Genomic DNA, 16,967 nt, shown 5'->3' with positions numbered 1-16,967 from the left:
CGTGGTTCACTTCGAGGGCAGGGCAGGCTTGGACCTCATCGACGATCAAGCGCAATCCGATCAGCCGACGCCGCGCATGTATGCCTGGGCGCGCAATTCGGCTGCCTATCGGCTGGCGCGGCAGATGCTGACGGAAAAGCAACTCTTCGACGCCATCTCGCGCAAGGCGCGGGAGAAGTTCGAGGATATCAGCGTCAACCAGGTGGAGCTGCTGGCCGCTGCCGCCGTGACCTTTGCCTATGACAACGGCGCGCTCAACGACAAAGCTTACGCCGAGATCAAGACCCGCTCGGCCATGCGTGGCGGCAAGTCGAAGCGGGCGATCGCGCAGAAGCTGTCGGAAAAGGGCGTCGCGCGGGATGCCGTCGCTGCGGCGGTGGCGGAAGCCGACGATCTCTATGCGGCCGTCGTCTTGGCGCGAAAGCGCGCCTTCGGACCGTTCCGCAAGGCGGCGCTCGACGAAAAGCGCACGGCCAAGGAGCTTTCGGCCTTTGCTCGGGGCGGCTTCGGCTTCGAACTGGGCAAGCGGGTCTTTGCGATGTCGATCGACGAAGCCGAGGATATCCTGTTTTCGGGTCGCTCGCTCTGACCTTAAGGGTCAGTTCCTGCCGTCAGAGCCGCCAACGACCGCGCCCAAAAATAAACATATGAATGAGTCATTCATTTAATATGGCATCGACTCGTTTCGTCAATCTGGTCGCGGCACTCGGCACGGCTCTCGCCGATGCCCAGGTCAGCGCCTGCGAAAAGCTCGGCGTCGTTCCGAGCGACGCCGCTGCCCTGATCACGGTCGGTTATCACCAGGGAATGTCCGTCGGCGCGCTGGCGCCGATCATCGGCTTTACGCAATCGGCCGCCGTGCGCTCGGTCGATCGGCTGGTGGCCCAGGGGCTGATCGAGCGGGGGCGGGGCGAGGACAAGCGCCAAGTCGCGCTATCGCTCACGGCAGCCGGCATGGCCCTGCGCAGCGACATTCTTGATGCCCGCCGAAGGGCGGTCGAAAAGGCGGTCGCAGCACTCGATCCGTGGCAGCAGGTCGATCTAGAACCGATGGTGGAGAAAATGCTGGCGGCGCTAACCGCGGACCGCCACAGCGCCGACCATATCTGTCGGCTTTGCGACGAGACCGTCTGCACGCCGGAGACCTGTCCGGTCGAGCGCGTTGCGGTCGCCCGAGAGGCCGGGCCGTGACCGGGCACGGGCAGGAGGCGGTTGCCGGTAAGCTCGGGCTTGGGGCTGCGGTTGCCGCCATGGTGCTTTCCGCCGCCTGCTGGGGCTTTGCCACCGTCATGTCGAAGGGCGCGCTTTCGGCTTTTTCGCCGCCGTTGCTGGTCAGCCTGCAGCTCGGCGCCAGCGTCGCCTTTCTCTGGAGCGCCGTCGGCGTTTCCCGGCAAAGACTGCGCTTCGATCGCCATACGCGGCTGGCGGCGCTGAGCGGCGTGCTCGAACCGGGGCTCGCCTATGTCTTCGGCACCTTCGGCCTGCTTCTGACGACAGCCGGCAACGCCTCGCTGATCGCCACAACCGAACCGCTGCTGATCGCGCTGCTCGCCTGGCTCCTGTTTCGCGAGAAGGTCGGCCTGCCGACCCTGCTTGCGATCCTTGCGGCGATGGCCGGTGTTGCGATCGTCACGGGGGCGCACGGCGCCGAAAGCGGCTTCAGCCCGGCCGGCGATCTCCTCGTCATTCTCGGCACGGTGTTTGCGGCGCTCTACGTGGTGGTTAGCAGCCGGCTCGTCGCCAAGGTCGATCCGCTGGTGCTCGCGGCGCTGCAGCAGTCGGTCGGTCTCATCTTCGTGCTTGCCTTCCTGTTCGCCTGGGTCTCGCCTCAGGCGATCGGCAAGGACCTTGCTGCCGCGGAGGCGGGAATGCTGGCGCTGGCGCTAATATCCGGCATTGTCCAATACGCGCTTGCCTTCTGGCTTTACCTGATCGGTCTCAAGCGCCTGCCCGCGAGCACTGCCGCGCTGTTCCTGACCCTGACGCCGGTCTTCGGCATCGGCGGCGCGGCATTTTTCCTCGGCGAAGCGGTGACGCTGTGGCAGGCGATCGGCACGCTCGTCATCATCGCCTCGGTCGCCGTCGCATCGCAGGTCTCGCGCAGGTGACACCGATGCAAGCGCGGGGGTCACGGGGATCGACGGCGCAAGAGCGGCCGCGACTATCCGCGCTTCAGCGCCGGATCGTCCATCGCCGGATTGTAGAACAGCGACAGCGTCAGGCTGCGGGCGATGCGCTCGGCCGTGGCCATGAACCAGGCCTTGGCCTCGCCGTTCGGGGCGATGTCGTCGAGCGTCGTGGAAAAGAGATCCAGCCATTTCGGGAAGAGATCCGGCGTCATATTGGCGACGCCGACATGGGCCTGCACCGGCTTGCCGCCATAGGCGCCGTTGCGAAAGGCCACGGCCGACCAGAAGCTCTTCATCTTTTCCATATGCTCCGGCCAGCGGCCGGAAAGCCTGGCGTCGAAGACGGGGCCGAGCTCGGGATGGGCAAGCACCCGGGCATAGAAGGTCTCGACGAGACGGTCGATGAAGGCCGCATCGATGCCGATCGCCTTCATCTCGGCTTCCGCTCGCTCGCGGATCGCCGCGACATGGGCGGCGCGGCCCTGCAAGTCGTTGTCGTCCATCCCGATGTCCCTGTCTAAATAGCCGTGCGTCTGCGTGCTTGTATTTGGCGCCTTGCATATAGGCATGCGGGGGTGTCGCGCCAGAGGCGAAAGGGGCGGTTGCGGCAATCTGTCAGGGTGGCACCGGTCGAATTCTCCAAGGGCTGCTCGCCGGCTGCTCACCCCGGCCTTGCAACGGATTGCCTGCAGTGCGCGGCGCAGTAACGGTTGCGGAGCGGCACATCGTAACTGTTACGTACTTGGACACCCGCCCCCTCAAGCGCATCATTCGCCCGGTCCTCGACAGCAGTGCATTTCCGATCGCCTTAACAGGGAGAATACGATGAGCATGCGCGACGGTAACAAGGCCAATCCTGATATGGCCGAGAACGGGGTAACGGACGTCAGTCGCCGTGACCTGCTTTTGAGCGGAACGATCTTTGCGGCGGCATCGCTGGTTGCTTCCGGAGCTTCGGTGAGCCCGGCAAAGGCGCAGTCGTCCTCCACCGCCGCAAGCGGCAAGCCGCCGAACATCCTCGTCATCTTCGGCGACGATATCGGCATTCCGCAGATCAGCGCCTATACGATGGGCCTGATGGGCTATCGCACGCCCAATATCGACCGCATTGCCGCCGAGGGTGCAATCTTCACCGACAGCTACGGCCAGAACAGCTGCACGGCGGGACGCGCCTCGTTCATCCTCGGCCAGGAGCCGTTCCGCACCGGGCTCTTGACGATCGGCATGCCGGGCGACCCGCATGGCATCCAGGACTGGATGCCGACGATCGCCGATGTCCTGAAGACCAAGGGCTATTCGACCGGCCAGTTCGGCAAGAACCACCTCGGCGACCGTGACGAGCACCTGCCGACCGCCCACGGCTTCGACGAATTCTTCGGCAACCTCTACCACCTGAACGCCGAGGAGGAGCCGGAAGGCTACTTCTATCCGAAGGATCCGGAGTTCAAGAAGAAGTTCGGCCCGCGCGGCGTCATCAAGTCGAGCGCCGACGGCAAGATCGAGGACACCGGCGCGCTCAACACCAAGCGCATGGAAACGATCGACGAGGAGTTCCTGACAGCCGCCAAGGACTACATCGACCGGCAGGTCAAGGCCGACAAGCCGTTCTTCTGCTGGTTCAACTCGACCCGCATGCACGTCTTCACGCACCTGAAGCCGGACTCGATGGGCAAGACCGGCAAGGGCATCCATGCCGACGGCATGGTGGAACATGACGGTCATGTCGGCCAGCTCCTGAAGCAGCTCGACGATCTCGGCATCGCCGACAACACCATCGTGCTCTACACCACCGACAACGGTGCCGAACTGGCGCTGTGGCCGGATGGCGCGCAGACGATGTTCCACGGAGAAAAGGGCACGACCTGGGAAGGCGGCTTCCGCATTCCGATGATGGTGCGCTGGCCGGGTGTGGTGAAGCCGGGCACGCAGATCAACGACCCTGTGACGCTGATGGATTGGTTGCCGACATTCGCGACGGCTGCCGGCGTCGGCGACGTCAAGGAAGAGATGAAGAAAGGCTTCAAGGGCACCTCGAAGACCTTCAAGGTGCATCTCGACGGCTACGACTTGACCGATACCCTCAAAGGTGAGGCCAAGCAGCCGGCGCGCGAGACCGTCTACTACTTCGACCAGGGCGGCAACCTCAACGCGCTGCGCTGGAACGACTGGAAGCTGAGCTTTGCCCAGGCGAGCCACGGCAACATCGCCACCGCGCAGCGCGAGGTCACGAGCTGGGCGGTCATCGCCAACCTGCGCATGGATCCCTATGAACGCGGCATGGAGGACGGCGGCGGAGCGATCGAGTTCCTGGCCCGCAACATGTGGCTGCTGGTGCCGATACAGGCGAAGATCAAGGAGTTCTTCCAAGACTTCAACGATTATCCGTACCAGGCCGGAAGCACGCTGAACGCCAGCGGCATCAACTACGGCTGGCTGGCGCAGCAGGCCGCGATGAAGCGGCTCGGCGAGCTGGAAAGCCTTGCTCCACGCTGACGAGAAAAGCCCCGCCGCCGGCTTCAGCCGGCGGCGGGCCTCCTTGCGGATTGCTTGCGCCCGGCTTTCCAGCCAGGCGGAGCAATCTGGTCGCGCGGTCTTCCGGCCCGCGTTGGCCCAGTCTTTCCCAAGACAGTATTGCCGTCGGTGCGCCGTTTGACCCCATTCGTGCGCGCGGCTGAACCCGAGGGGTTTCATGGATTTTCTGGTATCGCTTGCTGAAATCAGTGTCATTGGTTTCGCCGCCGTTCTCCTTGTCGGCCAGCTCGCCGCCCATGAGATCGGCTATCGCTTAGGCGTGCGCAGCAAGGAGCGGGCCGGTGGCCAGATCGAGAATGTCGGCGTCGTCGTAGCCGGCATGCTGGGCCTGCTCGCCTTCGTGCTGGCGCTGACGCTTTCGTTCTCTACCACGCGCTTCACCGAGCGGCGGCAGGGCACGCTTGCCGAGGCCAATGCCATCGGTACCGCCTGGCTGCGCGCCAAGGCGATCGGCACGCCGGAGGCGCTCGATGTCGCCAAGATGCTTGAAGACTATACCAGGGCGCGCGAGGACTTCGTGCGCGCCGGGCGCAACGACGAAGCGCTCGCCAAGGCAAACGACGACACGTCGAAGCTGCAGCAGCAGATCTGGCGGCGGGTGACGACGATCATACAGCAGGATCCCGATCCGATCTCGGCATCGCTGATGGCGGCGGTCAACGACACCTTCGATGCAAGCACGGCGGAACGCTATGCGCTCGGCATCCGCCTGCCATCGCAGATCTTCTGGCTGCTGCTCGGCGTCATGATCCTGAGCATGGGCGCGCTCGGCTACCAGTTCGGCCTCAAGGGCCGGCCGGTGCGCATGCTGATCGTGCTTCTGACGCTCGTCTGGACGGCGATCATCGTCAACATCCTCGATCTCGCGTCGCCCCGTATCGGCAACTTTCGCACCGATATCTCGGTCTATCAGTGGACCCGGCAGGGCTTTTCAAGCGCACCGCAGTGAGAGTGCAAGCGCCCCAATCCGTTGCTTGCGCCGGCCGGCATCTCCCCCTAGTTTCCCGCGCAACCCTGGGGGAGTTGCACCATGCGAATTCGGTTGGCGGTCGGCCACGACCATCCGGCGCTCTGCGCGATCGACACGATCGCGGCGGAAGACCCGCAGCGACGCGCCGATATCGCCCGCTGGATCGAGACGGGCTGCTGCCATCTCATCGAGATCGATGGCGAGGTCGCCGCCTATGGCGTGCTGACCCGGCACTTCTTCGGCCACGCCTTTATCGAGATGCTGATGGTCGGCGCGTCCTGGCGCCGGCGTGGTCTGGGGGCCGCACTGATTGCGCATTTCCAGTCGATGTCGTCAGGCACGAAGCTCTTCAGTTCGACCAACATGTCGAACCACCCGATGCAGGACCTCTTGGTCAAGGCCGGGTTCCGGCCCAGCGGCTATATCGACAATCTCGACGAGAACGATCCGGAGATCGTGTTCTACAGCCCCTTAAGCCGGTCGTGATCTGAAATGGCCGGCAAGAGCCGACCGCCGAGCCTTCCCTACGCGACTTCCGTACAGACGCAATCGCTGAATTGGTCGACCGGATAGGCCATCGCCAGTGCCGCGTGGATCAGCGCCGCCTCGCCATCCGGCGCATCGATATTGGCGCAAATGTTGTTCGTGAAATTTTGTTGCCGGCCCGCAGCATCAGGCGGACCCAGGTGTTTTGGCGATCCCCCGTGCGCTTAGGTGGCAGGTTGGAGAACCTGGGTGTAGCGAACGGGAGATCGTGTCGGATTTTTACCGTAATTGCCTCAAGCGGCGGCGCCGAGTTCGGCGAGGTGGCCGGCGAGGTCGGTGCCGCGGCCGGCGGCATTGATCGTGTCGAAATATTCGTGCCAGCCGGACTGGGCGATGCCGACGACGAGGGCTTCGAGTGCGGTCGCATCCGGGCAGCGCCAGACGGCGAAGAAGGTCTGCGATGCCGCATGCAGCTTCGATTGGTCGACCTTGCCGAAGGTGATGAGCTCGACGCCGAGCGCCGACAGGCCCGGCATGGCGGAGCCGATCGCGGCCAGGAACTGCTGGCGCCCCTGGCGGGGAAGGGCGAGCCAAGCCGGCTTGGCGCTGTAAAGTTCGGTCAGGTAGTGAGGCATGGTCTGCTTTCTTGTTGTCAGTCTGAGGTTATGCAGTTCCGGGCGCTCTCAAGCGTTTCCGGAACTGGATTTCGTGGCGATGGACCGAAGCGCGCGGCGGCAGATGCGGGCTGTTGCAGGCCCCGCGCTTTCGGCGGGCCAGCGCGCGCAGAGCGCCTGGACCCACTCCGGCCGATCCTTGGCGGCATCATTCAGCCAGTTGCCGACTGAATCCTGCACATAAGGCGAGGGATCGGCACGCAACGGTTCGAGCACGGGCAGCGCACGTTCGGGCTCCTTCTTGAGCGCTTGGATATGGGCGCACCAGACGCCGCGCGGGCGGATGGATTCCGAGGCGAAACGGCGGACGCGTTCGGATGGATCCGGCGTCCATCCGGCCGCAAGCAGGGCGATCGCCTGATCCAGATTTGCGGTGAGATGCGGGCGAACCGAGATCCAGGCCCATTCGCGCACACCGAAATGGCTGTCGTCGGCGAGGGGCCGGATCGCGGCCAGCCGCTCGGCGAGGGACATGTCAGCCGCGGCCGCGACCATGAAACAGGCCCAGCCCCGCACCGTGTCCGAGGAATGATGCGCGAGCGTCTCGAAGGCGGAGGGACCGAGGCGATCCGCGATCAGCCTTGCCGCAAGCGGCATGCGCCGGGAGATGCCGGCCGGGGCGGCTGCTTTCATTTCGTCAAGGGCATCGCAGCCGATGCCGGGAATGATGCTCTCCATCAGCGCCGCAAAATCGACAGCCAGGCACTCGGTCAGGGTCGTCGCTTCCGCTCCGGCGTTCAGCTGCGCCAGGCGCTCGGCACCAATGGCGCTGACGCCGCGTTCGTTGGTCCTGCTCCCGCTCACGTCTTTATTTCCGGCGTGTTCCTGGGTTTGGCGCCGGCCTCGAGATTGCGCCAGATGCGCTGGAGCAGCGTGTGGAACGTCTGGTGTTCATCGGCGCTGAAGCCGGCAAAGAGCGAGGCGATCCAGCCGCTGTGTTCACCGAGCAGGTTGCCCGCAGTCTTGCGGCCGGTTTCGGTGAGCACGACCGCGATCTTCCTGCGGTCATTAAGGCCCGAGCGGCGCTCGACGAAGCCGTCGCGCTCCAGCCCGTCGATGAGCCCGGTGATGGTGGCGCGCGTCACGCCGGCGCGATCGGCAAGCTCGTGCGGCGACAGGCCCTCGGGTTGATCGTTGAGCAGGAAGAGAATAACGAACTTGCCTTCCGAAAGCCGGTGGGGTGCCAGTCTTGCGGCGCAGTCCCGGTCGATCGCGCCTGTGAGCGCCAGCAGTTCGAAGCAGGCGCGCATGTTGCCGGTTTCGGCGACTGCCCGACGCTCGGCTTCCTGCAGCAGGGCCCGGTGTTTTTGTTCCAGCATTGTCATAAGGCGACAGATAATAAGGTGCCTAACTGGAGTCAACGGCGTGTTGGCTATTGCCTGTGGATAGGCGGCAGACTTGCGCTAACGCCCGATCATCCGCTCCTGCATCTCCTCGCCGATGAAGCAATTGTAGCCCTCGCCGAACTGGATCGGGCGGACCGTTTCGGGTGACAGTCGGCTGACCTCCAGGCCGGAGATTTCTGTGACCAGCTTGCGCAGGATGGCGCGGGCGAACTCGCCGCTGTCCGTCACCTTGACGAGAAAGGCGCCGTCGCCGCCGATCACGCATTCGCGGTAGTAGGCGTCGAGGTCGGGGATTGCGGCAGAGTCCCGGGCGGCGTGGGTCTTCAGCATGATCGGCAGGCCGTCGATGGTGATGCCGCGGGCAACGGTGGAGTTGCGGGCGACGGGGGCGGGCACACCGGAATTGTTGGGACCGTCGCCGGAGATGTCGATGACGCGGCGGCTGCCCTCAAAGGGGCTGTAGTCGAACAGGCGGCGGGTGAAGGCCAGCGCGTTGGAGATCGAGGTGAAGGCGATGCGCCGGATCGGCTGGCGCCGCAGCAGCTCCGAATATTGCGCGGCGGTGCCGCGGCCGTCTATCAGCGTCCAGGGCGTGACCTGCGCCGCCGAGCCGCCCCATTCGACATAGGTGACGGCGATGCGGCCGAATGGGCCGGTCTCGATCGCCTCGATGAGGGCGGGCTCCAGAAAGGCGGCGACATAACCCTGCCGCTGCAGGCGCTGCTCGTCGAGCTCCATGGAATAGGAGACGTCGACGGCGAGCACCAGTTCGAGATCGACCCTCAGCGGCTCGGCGGAGGCGCTTCCGCAGACCAGGCAGGCGCAGACAAGAAGAACCGATCCGAGCTTCATGGCAGCCGATACCGAAGGCGAGCGTGATATCCATGCTACGCCCAAACCGGTTGCGTGCAATGCGGGGTAATGTCGATGGATCAACGCCGACCGGGCGCCCTGCGGTCAGGCAGCAGGCCGCCAATCTCTGGTCGGGTCAGCGGCGCAGCTTCTGCAAGAGCGGGTCCAGCGCTTCGATCAACGGTCCGGGTGACACCGGCTCGCCGCCGTCCTCCCAGACATCCTGAAACTCGGCGATTTCCAGCCCGACGACCTTGCTCTTGGCAAGAACCACGCAGGCCGCGTGCAGGTCATCGAGCGACAGGCCGTCCTCGTGCTGATAGTCGGTGGGCACCATGCCGGGGTTCAGCACGTCACAGTCGAGGTGGATGTAGACCGGCCGGCCGGCGACGGCCTCCGTCAGCCTTTGCGGCAGGTCGGCGCCGGGGCGGATATGCGGGATGCGCTTCGCCGCGATCAGTTCGGCTTCGAAAGGATCGAGGTCGCGCTGGCCGACGAGCACGATATTTTCGATTGCGAGCCCATCACCGAGGCCGGACTGCCAGAGGCCGCAGGGGCCTGAAAGCGCCAGCCCGCCGAGATAGCCGGTGCTGCTGGCCTCGGGCGTGTTCAGGTCGCCATGGGCATCGAACCAGACGATGACCGCATCGCCGTGGTGCCTGGCGACGGCGGGCAGCGTTGCCAGCGAGACGGCGCAACGGCTGGTCGCGGCCAGCGAGACCGATCCGTCGGCGTAGATCGTTTCGAACCGATCACGCATGCGCCGGAGCGTCGGCATCGCCGCTTCGAGCTCGACCGTCCAGTGGCCGTTCAGCGCCGGTTCCGGTTCACCGATCGTGACGGTTTCGAGGCCGAGCTTTCGGGCGAGATGGGCGGCAACGGACTTCGCGCCGGGAATGCCGAGGTCGTTGTGATCGCCGGCGCGACCCTGGAAGCAGGTGAGGGCAAGGGACATTGATGCGGGCTCCAACTCGCGTTTGCAGCGAACGAAGCACAGAGGCCGTCGATTTGGCAAGACGGGGAGCCGAACGGCGCAAAGCGGTTGCGTCCGTTCGGTTCCCGTCAGGCCACTGCGGGGCGCCGGCCAGTGCCGGTGGCTTAACCGAACACCAGCGAGCGGTGCAGTTGCGCGCCGGCCCAGGCGCCGTCGCCGACGGCGAGCGAGACGGAATGGGGAACGCGGCCGACGTCGCCGCAGGCATAGGCGCCGGAAATGGTGGTTTCCTTGGCGGCCGTGGCCCGGATCTGCAGGCCCATCGGGGTCTCCTCGATCTCGCAGCCGAAGCGTTCGGCGATGTCGCTTGCGGGCGTGGTGCGGGTGGCGACGAAGAGGCCTGCGAAGGGCAGGCGTCGGCCATCCGTCAGTATCACGTCGGCATGGCCTTCGAGCCGTGCGACCGTGGTTTCGTCGATGGTGACGCCGCGCCGGATGAGGTCGGCACGGCCTTCGGCATCGAGCGTGATCGCACCGTTGGTGAAGAAGGTGACCTTGCCCCATTCGGGCATGAGCTGGGCCTGGTGGATCGACATCGGGCTTGCGGCGATGACGGCGATCTCGCCCTGGTGCAACTCGTAGCCGTGGCAATAGGGGCAATGGAAGGCGCTCTTGCCCCAGCGTTCGGTCAGCCCCTCGATGTCAGGCAGACCGTCCTTGACGCCAGTGGCAAAGAGCAGGCGGCGGCCTTCGAAGGATGCGCCATCGGCTGTGGTGACAACGAAGGCATCCTGCTTGCCGCTCGCCGTCATGGCGCGGCCGTCGATCCAGGTGAGGGTGGGGTAGGCGAGCAATTGTTTGCGCGCGGTCGCGGCGATCTCGCCGGGGTCGATGCCGTCCTGGCCGAGGAAACCGTGGGAGTGGCTGGCGAAACGGTTGCGGCGAACGCCCTCGTCGATGATCGTCACGCGGCGGCGGGCGCGCAGAAGCTGAAGGGCGGCGGCCATGCCGGCATAGCTGCCGCCGATGATGATGACGTCCTGTTGCATGGGGATAGTCCTTTCGGTTGGGCGCAGGCGAGCCCACCGGTTCCTTCAACCAGTGTGTCGACCCGAGCTTTGGGCAATAGGGTTCCGGCCGGAAAACCGCTTACGCGGTTCCGGGGCGGTCGGATGTGTCGGGATCGATCACGTCAGGACGGATCGACCGGCTGCTTTCATTGTGATCGGAGCCGGTGCCGCCGCGCAAAGTCCTCTGCGAGGTCGGCAAGGGTTACGTGGGCGAAACGCTCGAGCAGCAGCGCTTCGGCCTCGGCAAAGGCGGTGTCGAGCGCAGCGTTGACCGCCTGCTCGACAAGGCATTCCGGCATTTCCTGCCGGTTGCCGATGGCAAAGATCGCGGGCTCGCCGAGCGTTTCGTGCAATTGCCGAAGCGTCACGGTCTTGAGATCGGCGGTGATCGCCCAGCCGCCGGCATGGCCGCGGGCGGAGGAAACGATGCCGGCATCGCGCAGGAAGCCCATGGTGCGGCGGACAACGACCGGATTGGTGCGCATGCACATGGCAAGCTCGTCCGAGGTCAAGGGTTCGCCGCGCTCGGCCATGTGCAGGAGCGCGTGCAGGACGGAGGAAAGGCGGCTGTCTTTTTTCATGTAACTTCAATTATTACGAATCGAGGTGTGACGCAAGGGGGCGTGGTGGGCGGTGGCTCGCTATTGCAAGTCACGGGGTGTGCGAGCCATCTCGCCTAGCGCGAGCGGCTTCTTCCCACAAGCCGGAAGGCGATACACCGGAACCGCGTATTGCGCCGCGCCGACGCAGCGCTGCTGGATCGCTGCGACACAGGGATGAGGCGATATCCACCGTCCTGACTAGGACGCCAGATGGATGGCACCGTAGGGATTGTATTTGAACTCGTCCTCGCCGTAGGCGTCGACGGGCAGCAATCTTGCGCCGCGGCGCTTGAGCACCTGATCGACGCCGTCGGTGACGACCTCGTCGGCAACGGTGTCGATCAACGCGCTCAGGGCCAGTTCGTCGTCGGAGAGGATCTTCGGCGCGTAGACTTCGGGTATGCCGACCAGGTGGAAGCCGACGCTGTAGAGATGTTCGTCCGTGCCGATCGGCCGCTTGGCAAAGGCGAGGCGGCAGGGGCGGGCAAGCGCAGCGCCCGTCTGGCCTTCCGCGTCCTGGGCCAGCGCTTTCCATCTCTCAACGCCGTGCGCGACGCCGGCGCTCTCGCCCTTGGCGGCGACGATGCCGTTATCGAGGGTGTGGGCGACCAGCCGAAGTGCGATGGCTGAATGTTTGACGGCATCCTCCGCCGTCATCGGCGGGCCGAGCACATAGATGACCGAGCGGTGGTCGCCGACGGCCTCTTCGTCCGCTTCGCTCCAGGCGGCCTTGTGGACGCGATCCCGGCAGACCTCGAAGGACATCGACATGCGATCGTCAGGCGCGTCCTCGGAAAAGGTGTCGTCGATCTCGAAGCCCGGCGCGAAACTCTCGATCGCCGACTGGATCACCTCGCGAAGTTCGGAGAAGGGGCGGTCTCCGCCGAGCAGGCAGAGCACGTGACGTGGCTTGACTTCGGAAAAACTCATGGCTGCTCCCCAGTTGTCTGGAGCGAAGCTGTCGCAGACACCACCGCAAGATGCAAGCGGTCAGTGGATAGCTTTCCTAAACGTGCGTTTGGCTCTGCCCCCGTGCGACGATGACGATGCCGGCGAGCGACACGACGAGGCCGGCGGCCATGGCCCAGGAGAGCGGCTCGCCGAACATGATAAAGGCCCAGATCATCGTCACGGGCGGGCTCAGATAAAGGATGGCGGTGACGCGGGCGGGCGAGGATTTTTTGAGCGCGAGATAATAGAGGCTCCAGGCGCCGAAAGTGGCGATGAAGACCAGCCAGAGAATGCCGCCGACGAAGCCCGGATCGAGAACCGGCAGCACGCTGCCCTCGTGCCAGGCAGGGAGCGCGAAGATGGCGGATGCCGAGAGGCACTGGATGCAGAGGCTCTGATGCACCGGTATGGCGCCCGCCGCACTACGCTTCTGCAGCAGTGTCGCCAGCGCCAGTGACAGGGTGCCGAGAACCGGCAGGCCATAGGCCCAGAGCGGCACGTTGCCGACATCGAGCGACCAGCCGGACGCGATCAGGACACCGGTGAGGCCGATGAAGGAGCCGAGCCACTGGCGGGCGGTCAAGGCCTGGCCGAGGACCGGCCAGGAGAGGATGGCGACGGCAAGCGGCAGCATGTCGGTGATCAGCGCCACCAGGCCGGTCGGCACGCCATGGGAGATCGCCAGCGCAAAGCCCGCGAGATAGCCGGACATGGCAAGCGCGCCGAAGAGCATCTGCGGTACGGCGTTCTTCATGCGGATCTTCGGCCCGATCGTCAGGGCGAAGGGCAGGAGGATGAGGCCGGAGACGAGGCTGCGCCAGAGAAGGATCAGGAAGAGCGGCGCATGATCGATGGCAAAGCGGATGCCGACGAAACCGGCGCTCCAGGAGATGACAAGTGCTGCCTCGAGCAGGATCAGGATCGAAACCGCCCACACCCGGTTTGGACGGCGGGAGGGCAGCGCGGCGACGTCGCTCATGGCAAGGGTCCGGCGTCAGCGGGTGGAAAGGGCCGCATCGACCGCGGCGGCGGATGACCTGGTTCGGCGGCGGCGGCCCGGTATCGGCAGGGTGAGAATGAAGAGCGAGCCGACGATGAGCCCGATGCCCGCCCAGCCCTCGGCCGGCAGGCGCTCGCCGACGATGACGACGGCAAGGACGGCGGCAATGACCGGCTCGAGCAGCGACAGGGTGGTCGCCATGGTGGCCGACACGCGGGCGAGGCCATAGGCAAAGAGCACGTAGGCCACCAGCACCGGCACCAGCGCCATGTAGATGCCGACGGCGATGTTGGTCGTGGAGGCAAGCAGCGGCGCGCCGGTGACGGCGAGAACCGGCAGCAGCAAGGTGCCGCCGACGCCGAAGATCGAGCCCATGGCGGCGCGCGGTGGAATGCCCGCCTGCATCAGCCGCCGTGCCACCCAGGAATAGAGGGCATAAAGCAGGCCGGAGACGAGGCCGAGCAGGATGCCGTAGAGCACAGCCGTCGGGTCGGCGGCACCGCGGCTGCCGTGGCTTTCCGAGAGGGTCAGAAGCACGGCGCCGGCAAGGCCGGCGGCAGCACCCAGCAGCCAGCGGGTGGTCAGCTTCTGACCGTCGAAGAAACGCTCGATCAGCGAGGCGGCGAGCGGCGCCGAGCCGATGGAAATGACGGTGCCGATGGCGACACCGGCCAGATGCATGGAGGAGTAGAAGGCGAGCGGATAGATCGCGACCGACAGCGAGCCGAGCAACAGCATCGGCCATTGCGCGGTGAGCTTTGCCCTGCTTTTCACGATCGAGCGCAGCGCCGTCAGCGCGAGCAGCAGGCCGCCAAGGCCCATGGCGACGGCGCCGATGCCGAGCGGGCTGACACCACTGGCAAAGGTGGCGGTGGTGCCGGTCGTGCCCCAGAGCGCGGAGGCGGTGAGTACGCAGGCAAAGCCGACGAGAGAAGCGGAATTTCGGGAGGTCATAGCTGGTCCATGATCGAGATGGCGATCCGGCGCGCGGTCTTCAGCCGGGCGTCATGACCGTCGAGCCCGGCGCGCGACATGGCGCCTTCGAGCAGGAAGGAGAGGTGCTCCGCCGTCTCGTCGATGGCGGCACCCGCGTCGGGCTTCATCTCGGCGAGATATTGTTTGAAGAGCGTTTCCACCTCGTCCTTCTGCGAGGCGACGATGTCGCGGGCGGGATCGCCGACCGAAAGCTCGGCTGCGGCATTCAGGAGCCCGCAGCCGCGGAAACCCCAGGAATAGGCCATTTCGGCGTGGTCGACATAGCTGTCGAAGATCGCCAATACAAGGTCTCTCGGCGTTGCCGCATGGGCCAGGCGCTCACGATAAAGGTCCTGCCATTCCCGGTGGCGCGCCTCGATATAGGCGTTCACCAGATCGGTCTTGGACGAGAAGTTGTTGTAAAGGCTCATCTTGGCGACGCCCGCATGGGCGGTGATCGCATCGATGCCGGTGGCACTGACTCCATCCCGATAGAAGAGTTCCGCTGCCGCCTTCAGCAGGCGCTCGCGCGCCGGTGCTTTCTCGCTCATGGCTTTCTCCACATTTCTAGGTAGACCGATCTACCTATTTGGGGGGATTGTCAAGTATCGCGCCAAGGGCGCGGGCGAGAGGGCGGGATAGTCGTTGCTGATCGCGCCTGCCGGATGGCCTGTTCCGGGCTCAGCGAAGGGGCGGAGGAGGAGGCCAAACCGGAGCGTTGATCCGGGGCCTTAAGTGGCTGCCGCTGCAACCGGCGCTCGCCACCCGACGTAACTGTTACGTACTTCCGGCACGGGGGCGCGAAGGGTCTACTCCGGCAAGGCTGGAACGATGCCGCCGGCAGGCCGAAACGCCGCGGAACGGGCCGATGCCAGAGGGTTTGGGGCGCTGTCCCAGCCCGATCCGATCCTGATCGTTGGAGACACAGATGACCCTTGCCTTGCGTGCCATCCTCCTCAGCAGCGCCGTTTTGCTGGCGGCTCCGGCTCTTGCCGACAGCTTCAAGATGACGACCGACATACCCGAGGAGATCCTGACACCGGGCAGCGTCGAGACGCGCATCGGCACGCTGACCTTCGACGACGGCGTGCCGACGGCGGAGACGGCGAGCAAGGTTTGGGACCAGCTCGATTTCAGCCGCGGCATCGAAGCGTTTCTCAATGGCATTCCCGGCGCCTCGATGGTGGCGATCCGCACCGGGCTTCGCGAAGTGGGGGCGGTCAACAGCACGATCGGCGTCTTCGAAACGCTGATGGATTCGAAATCGCTCTACCTGACGCCGAACACCGAGACGGTCTATTTCTGGAACTGGATGGACCTGAAGGACGGCCCCGTCGTCGTCGAAAGCCCGCCCGGCATTCTCGGCGTCGTCGACGATTTCTGGTTCCGCTACGTGACCGACCTCGGCAATGCCGGGCCCGACAAGGGCAAGGGCGGCAAATATCTCTTCGTGCCGCCGGGCTGGAAGGGCGAAAAGCCCGAGGGCTATTTCGTCTTCGAAAGCCCGACCTACGGCAACCTGCTCTTCGGCCGCGCCTTCATGAAGGACGGCGATCCGGCGCCGGGTGTCGCGAGCCTGAAGAAGAACCTGCGGGTCTATCCCTATGAGAAGAAGGATCAGCCGCCGGAGACCACCTTCATCAACCTCTCCGGCAAGGCGATGAACACGGTTCACGCCAACACCATGAAGTTCTTCGAGGAGGTCAACCAGATCATCCAGGAGGAACCGGCCGGCGCCTACGGGCCCGACATGACCGGCATTTATACGGCGATCGGCATGGAGAAGGGCAAGCCCTTCAAGCCCGATGGGCGCATGGAGAAGATCCTGACCGATGCGGTTGCCGTCGGCAACGCGACGGCGCGCGCCATCGATTTCCGCCCGCGCGATCCGGCTGTGCTGATCTATCCCGACCGCAAATGGACGACGCCCTTCATCGGCGGCAGCTACGAATGGCTGAAGGACGGCGGGCGCAATTTCGATGCGCGCACCCTGTTCTTCTATGCCGCGACGATCAACACGCCGGCGATGGCGGTCGCCATGCCCGGCATCGGCTCGCAATATGCGGCGACCAATTTCGACAGGTACGGCAAGCCCTTCGACGGCGCCAAGACCTACCGGCTGCACGTGCCCGCCAATGCGCCGGCCAAGGATTTCTGGTCGGTAGTGGTCTACGACACCCAGACACGCTCCATGCTGCAGACGGACCAGCAGTTTCCGAGCCTTTCCAGCGAAAAGAACCTGAAGCAGAATGCCGACGGCTCGACCGACATCATCTTCTCGCCGACGAAGCCGGCCGACAATCCGAACTGGATCCAGACGATCCCGGGCAAAAGCTGGTTCACCATCTTCCGGCTCTATGGCCCGCTGACGCCCTGGTTCGACCAGTCGTGGAAGCTCGAGGATTTCGTCGAGGTCAAGTGACCCGGCGCGCCAACCAGCAATAGG

At 65.1% G+C, this 16,967-nt stretch carries 19 protein-coding genes; 7 read left to right on the top strand and 12 right to left on the bottom strand.

The features are described 5' to 3' along the window. Positions 1–28 precede the first annotated feature (28 nt). The 3 genes from recX (at position 29) to IB267_RS04710 (ending at position 2,108) form a co-directional block, all read left to right on the top strand. Positions 29–589: a recombination regulator RecX gene (gene recX, locus IB267_RS04720; protein ID WP_043616341.1), complete on the top strand. Its 561-nt coding sequence runs from the start codon at positions 29–31 to the stop codon at positions 587–589. Positions 590–669: 80 nt separating this feature from the next. Further along, positions 670–1,191 carry a MarR family winged helix-turn-helix transcriptional regulator gene (locus tag IB267_RS04715; RefSeq protein WP_192446612.1) on the top strand — a complete coding sequence of 174 codons (522 nt, stop codon included), beginning with the start codon at positions 670–672 and terminating at the stop codon, positions 1,189–1,191. Continuing rightward, a complete protein-coding gene (locus IB267_RS04710) occupies positions 1,188–2,108 on the top strand; it encodes a DMT family transporter (RefSeq protein WP_205238432.1) in 921 nt (306 codons plus the stop codon). The genes IB267_RS04715 and IB267_RS04710 overlap by 4 nt, the downstream gene beginning before the upstream one ends. 53 nt (positions 2,109–2,161) lie before the next feature. On the opposite strand, the gene IB267_RS04705 is transcribed toward IB267_RS04710, so the two are convergent. Further along, entirely contained in the window at positions 2,162–2,632 is a 471-nt protein-coding gene (locus IB267_RS04705) for a group III truncated hemoglobin (RefSeq protein ID WP_192446611.1), read from the bottom strand. Positions 2,633–2,960: 328 nt separating this feature from the next. Here IB267_RS04705 and IB267_RS04700 point away from each other — a divergent pair, with 328 nt between their 5' ends. From IB267_RS04700 to IB267_RS04690, 3 genes are all read left to right on the top strand, one after another. Further along, positions 2,961–4,622 (top strand): arylsulfatase, encoded by a 1,662-nt coding sequence (locus IB267_RS04700; RefSeq protein WP_246765041.1) that lies wholly within the window; start codon positions 2,961–2,963, stop codon positions 4,620–4,622. Positions 4,623–4,818: 196 nt separating this feature from the next. Then, positions 4,819–5,610, top strand: a complete 792-nt coding sequence (locus IB267_RS04695; RefSeq protein ID WP_192446610.1) for a hypothetical protein — start codon at positions 4,819–4,821, stop codon at positions 5,608–5,610. Positions 5,611–5,691: 81 nt separating this feature from the next. Continuing rightward, positions 5,692–6,117 (top strand): GNAT family N-acetyltransferase, encoded by a 426-nt coding sequence (locus IB267_RS04690; RefSeq protein ID WP_192446609.1) that lies wholly within the window; start codon positions 5,692–5,694, stop codon positions 6,115–6,117. A 293-nt stretch (positions 6,118–6,410) separates the two neighbouring features. On the opposite strand, the gene IB267_RS04685 is transcribed toward IB267_RS04690, so the two are convergent. The 11 genes from IB267_RS04685 to IB267_RS04635 all read right to left on the bottom strand — a co-directional run bounded on the left by IB267_RS04685 (position 6,411) and on the right by IB267_RS04635 (position 15,072). Continuing rightward, positions 6,411–6,752 carry a DUF6616 family protein gene (locus IB267_RS04685; RefSeq protein WP_192446608.1) on the bottom strand — a complete coding sequence of 114 codons (342 nt, stop codon included), beginning with the start codon at positions 6,750–6,752 and terminating at the stop codon, positions 6,411–6,413. A 48-nt stretch (positions 6,753–6,800) separates the two neighbouring features. After that, entirely contained in the window at positions 6,801–7,595 is a 795-nt protein-coding gene (locus IB267_RS04680) for a DNA alkylation repair protein (protein WP_192446607.1), read from the bottom strand. After that, positions 7,592–8,116, bottom strand: coding sequence for a MarR family winged helix-turn-helix transcriptional regulator (locus IB267_RS04675; RefSeq protein WP_192446606.1), 525 nt, complete (start codon positions 8,114–8,116; stop codon positions 7,592–7,594). The genes IB267_RS04680 and IB267_RS04675 overlap by 4 nt, the downstream gene beginning before the upstream one ends. Before the next feature lie 78 nt (positions 8,117–8,194). After that, complete coding sequence (locus IB267_RS04670) at positions 8,195–8,989, bottom strand: DUF1194 domain-containing protein (protein ID WP_192446605.1); 795 nt, start codon at positions 8,987–8,989, stop codon at positions 8,195–8,197. A gap of 136 nt (positions 8,990–9,125) precedes the next feature. After that, complete coding sequence (locus IB267_RS04665) at positions 9,126–9,944, bottom strand: arginase family protein (RefSeq protein ID WP_192446604.1); 819 nt, start codon at positions 9,942–9,944, stop codon at positions 9,126–9,128. Between the two features lie 143 nt (positions 9,945–10,087). Continuing rightward, the gene (locus tag IB267_RS04660; RefSeq protein ID WP_192446603.1) at positions 10,088–10,972 is read right to left on the bottom strand and encodes an NAD(P)/FAD-dependent oxidoreductase; all 885 of its coding nucleotides are present in this window, start codon (positions 10,970–10,972) and stop codon (positions 10,088–10,090) included. Between the two features lie 167 nt (positions 10,973–11,139). Continuing rightward, a complete protein-coding gene (locus IB267_RS04655) occupies positions 11,140–11,574 on the bottom strand; it encodes an Rrf2 family transcriptional regulator (protein WP_043616306.1) in 435 nt (144 codons plus the stop codon). 219 nt (positions 11,575–11,793) lie between these two features. After that, entirely contained in the window at positions 11,794–12,525 is a 732-nt protein-coding gene (locus tag IB267_RS04650) for a hypothetical protein (RefSeq protein ID WP_192446602.1), read from the bottom strand. Positions 12,526–12,601: 76 nt separating this feature from the next. Further along, positions 12,602–13,525: a DMT family transporter gene (locus IB267_RS04645; protein ID WP_192446601.1), complete on the bottom strand. Its 924-nt coding sequence runs from the start codon at positions 13,523–13,525 to the stop codon at positions 12,602–12,604. Between the two features lie 15 nt (positions 13,526–13,540). Beyond that, a complete protein-coding gene (locus tag IB267_RS04640; protein ID WP_192446600.1) occupies positions 13,541–14,500 on the bottom strand; it encodes a DMT family transporter in 960 nt (319 codons plus the stop codon). After that, positions 14,497–15,072, bottom strand: coding sequence for a TetR/AcrR family transcriptional regulator (locus IB267_RS04635; RefSeq protein WP_192446599.1), 576 nt, complete (start codon positions 15,070–15,072; stop codon positions 14,497–14,499). Before IB267_RS04635 ends, IB267_RS04640 begins: the two co-directional genes overlap by 4 nt. Positions 15,073–15,449: 377 nt before the next feature. Between IB267_RS04635 and IB267_RS04630 the strand changes: the two genes are divergently transcribed. Further along, complete coding sequence (locus IB267_RS04630) at positions 15,450–16,943, top strand: DUF1254 domain-containing protein (protein ID WP_192446598.1); 1,494 nt, start codon at positions 15,450–15,452, stop codon at positions 16,941–16,943. Positions 16,944–16,967 lie beyond the last annotated feature (24 nt).

It is taken from the genome of Ensifer sp. ENS09 (assembly GCF_014852425.1).
Taxonomy (GTDB): Bacteria; Pseudomonadota; Alphaproteobacteria; order Rhizobiales; family Rhizobiaceae; genus Ensifer.
The sequence above is the reverse complement of the archived record's forward strand: the minus strand, read 5'-3'. Positions and strand labels throughout refer to the sequence as shown.

Coding starts and splice junctions, on each gene's coding strand:
- IB267_RS04690 (WP_192446609.1), top strand. CDS start 5,692: ATGCGAATTCGGTTGGCGGTCGGCCACGACCATCCGGCGCTCTGCGCG.
- IB267_RS04635 (WP_192446599.1), bottom strand. CDS start 15,072: ATGAGCGAGAAAGCACCGGCGCGCGAGCGCCTGCTGAAGGCGGCAGCG.
- IB267_RS04660 (WP_192446603.1), bottom strand. CDS start 10,972: ATGCAACAGGACGTCATCATCATCGGCGGCAGCTATGCCGGCATGGCC.
- IB267_RS04655 (WP_043616306.1), bottom strand. CDS start 11,574: ATGAAAAAAGACAGCCGCCTTTCCTCCGTCCTGCACGCGCTCCTGCAC.
- IB267_RS04640 (WP_192446600.1), bottom strand. CDS start 14,500: ATGACCTCCCGAAATTCCGCTTCTCTCGTCGGCTTTGCCTGCGTACTC.
- IB267_RS04715 (WP_192446612.1), top strand. CDS start 670: ATGGCATCGACTCGTTTCGTCAATCTGGTCGCGGCACTCGGCACGGCT.
- IB267_RS04645 (WP_192446601.1), bottom strand. CDS start 13,525: ATGAGCGACGTCGCCGCGCTGCCCTCCCGCCGTCCAAACCGGGTGTGG.
- IB267_RS04650 (WP_192446602.1), bottom strand. CDS start 12,525: ATGAGTTTTTCCGAAGTCAAGCCACGTCACGTGCTCTGCCTGCTCGGC.
- IB267_RS04630 (WP_192446598.1), top strand. CDS start 15,450: ATGACCCTTGCCTTGCGTGCCATCCTCCTCAGCAGCGCCGTTTTGCTG.
- IB267_RS04665 (WP_192446604.1), bottom strand. CDS start 9,944: ATGTCCCTTGCCCTCACCTGCTTCCAGGGTCGCGCCGGCGATCACAAC.
- IB267_RS04700 (WP_246765041.1), top strand. CDS start 2,961: ATGCGCGACGGTAACAAGGCCAATCCTGATATGGCCGAGAACGGGGTA.
- IB267_RS04695 (WP_192446610.1), top strand. CDS start 4,819: ATGGATTTTCTGGTATCGCTTGCTGAAATCAGTGTCATTGGTTTCGCC.
- IB267_RS04675 (WP_192446606.1), bottom strand. CDS start 8,116: ATGACAATGCTGGAACAAAAACACCGGGCCCTGCTGCAGGAAGCCGAG.
- IB267_RS04670 (WP_192446605.1), bottom strand. CDS start 8,989: ATGAAGCTCGGATCGGTTCTTCTTGTCTGCGCCTGCCTGGTCTGCGGA.
- IB267_RS04705 (WP_192446611.1), bottom strand. CDS start 2,632: ATGGACGACAACGACTTGCAGGGCCGCGCCGCCCATGTCGCGGCGATC.
- IB267_RS04685 (WP_192446608.1), bottom strand. CDS start 6,752: ATGCCTCACTACCTGACCGAACTTTACAGCGCCAAGCCGGCTTGGCTC.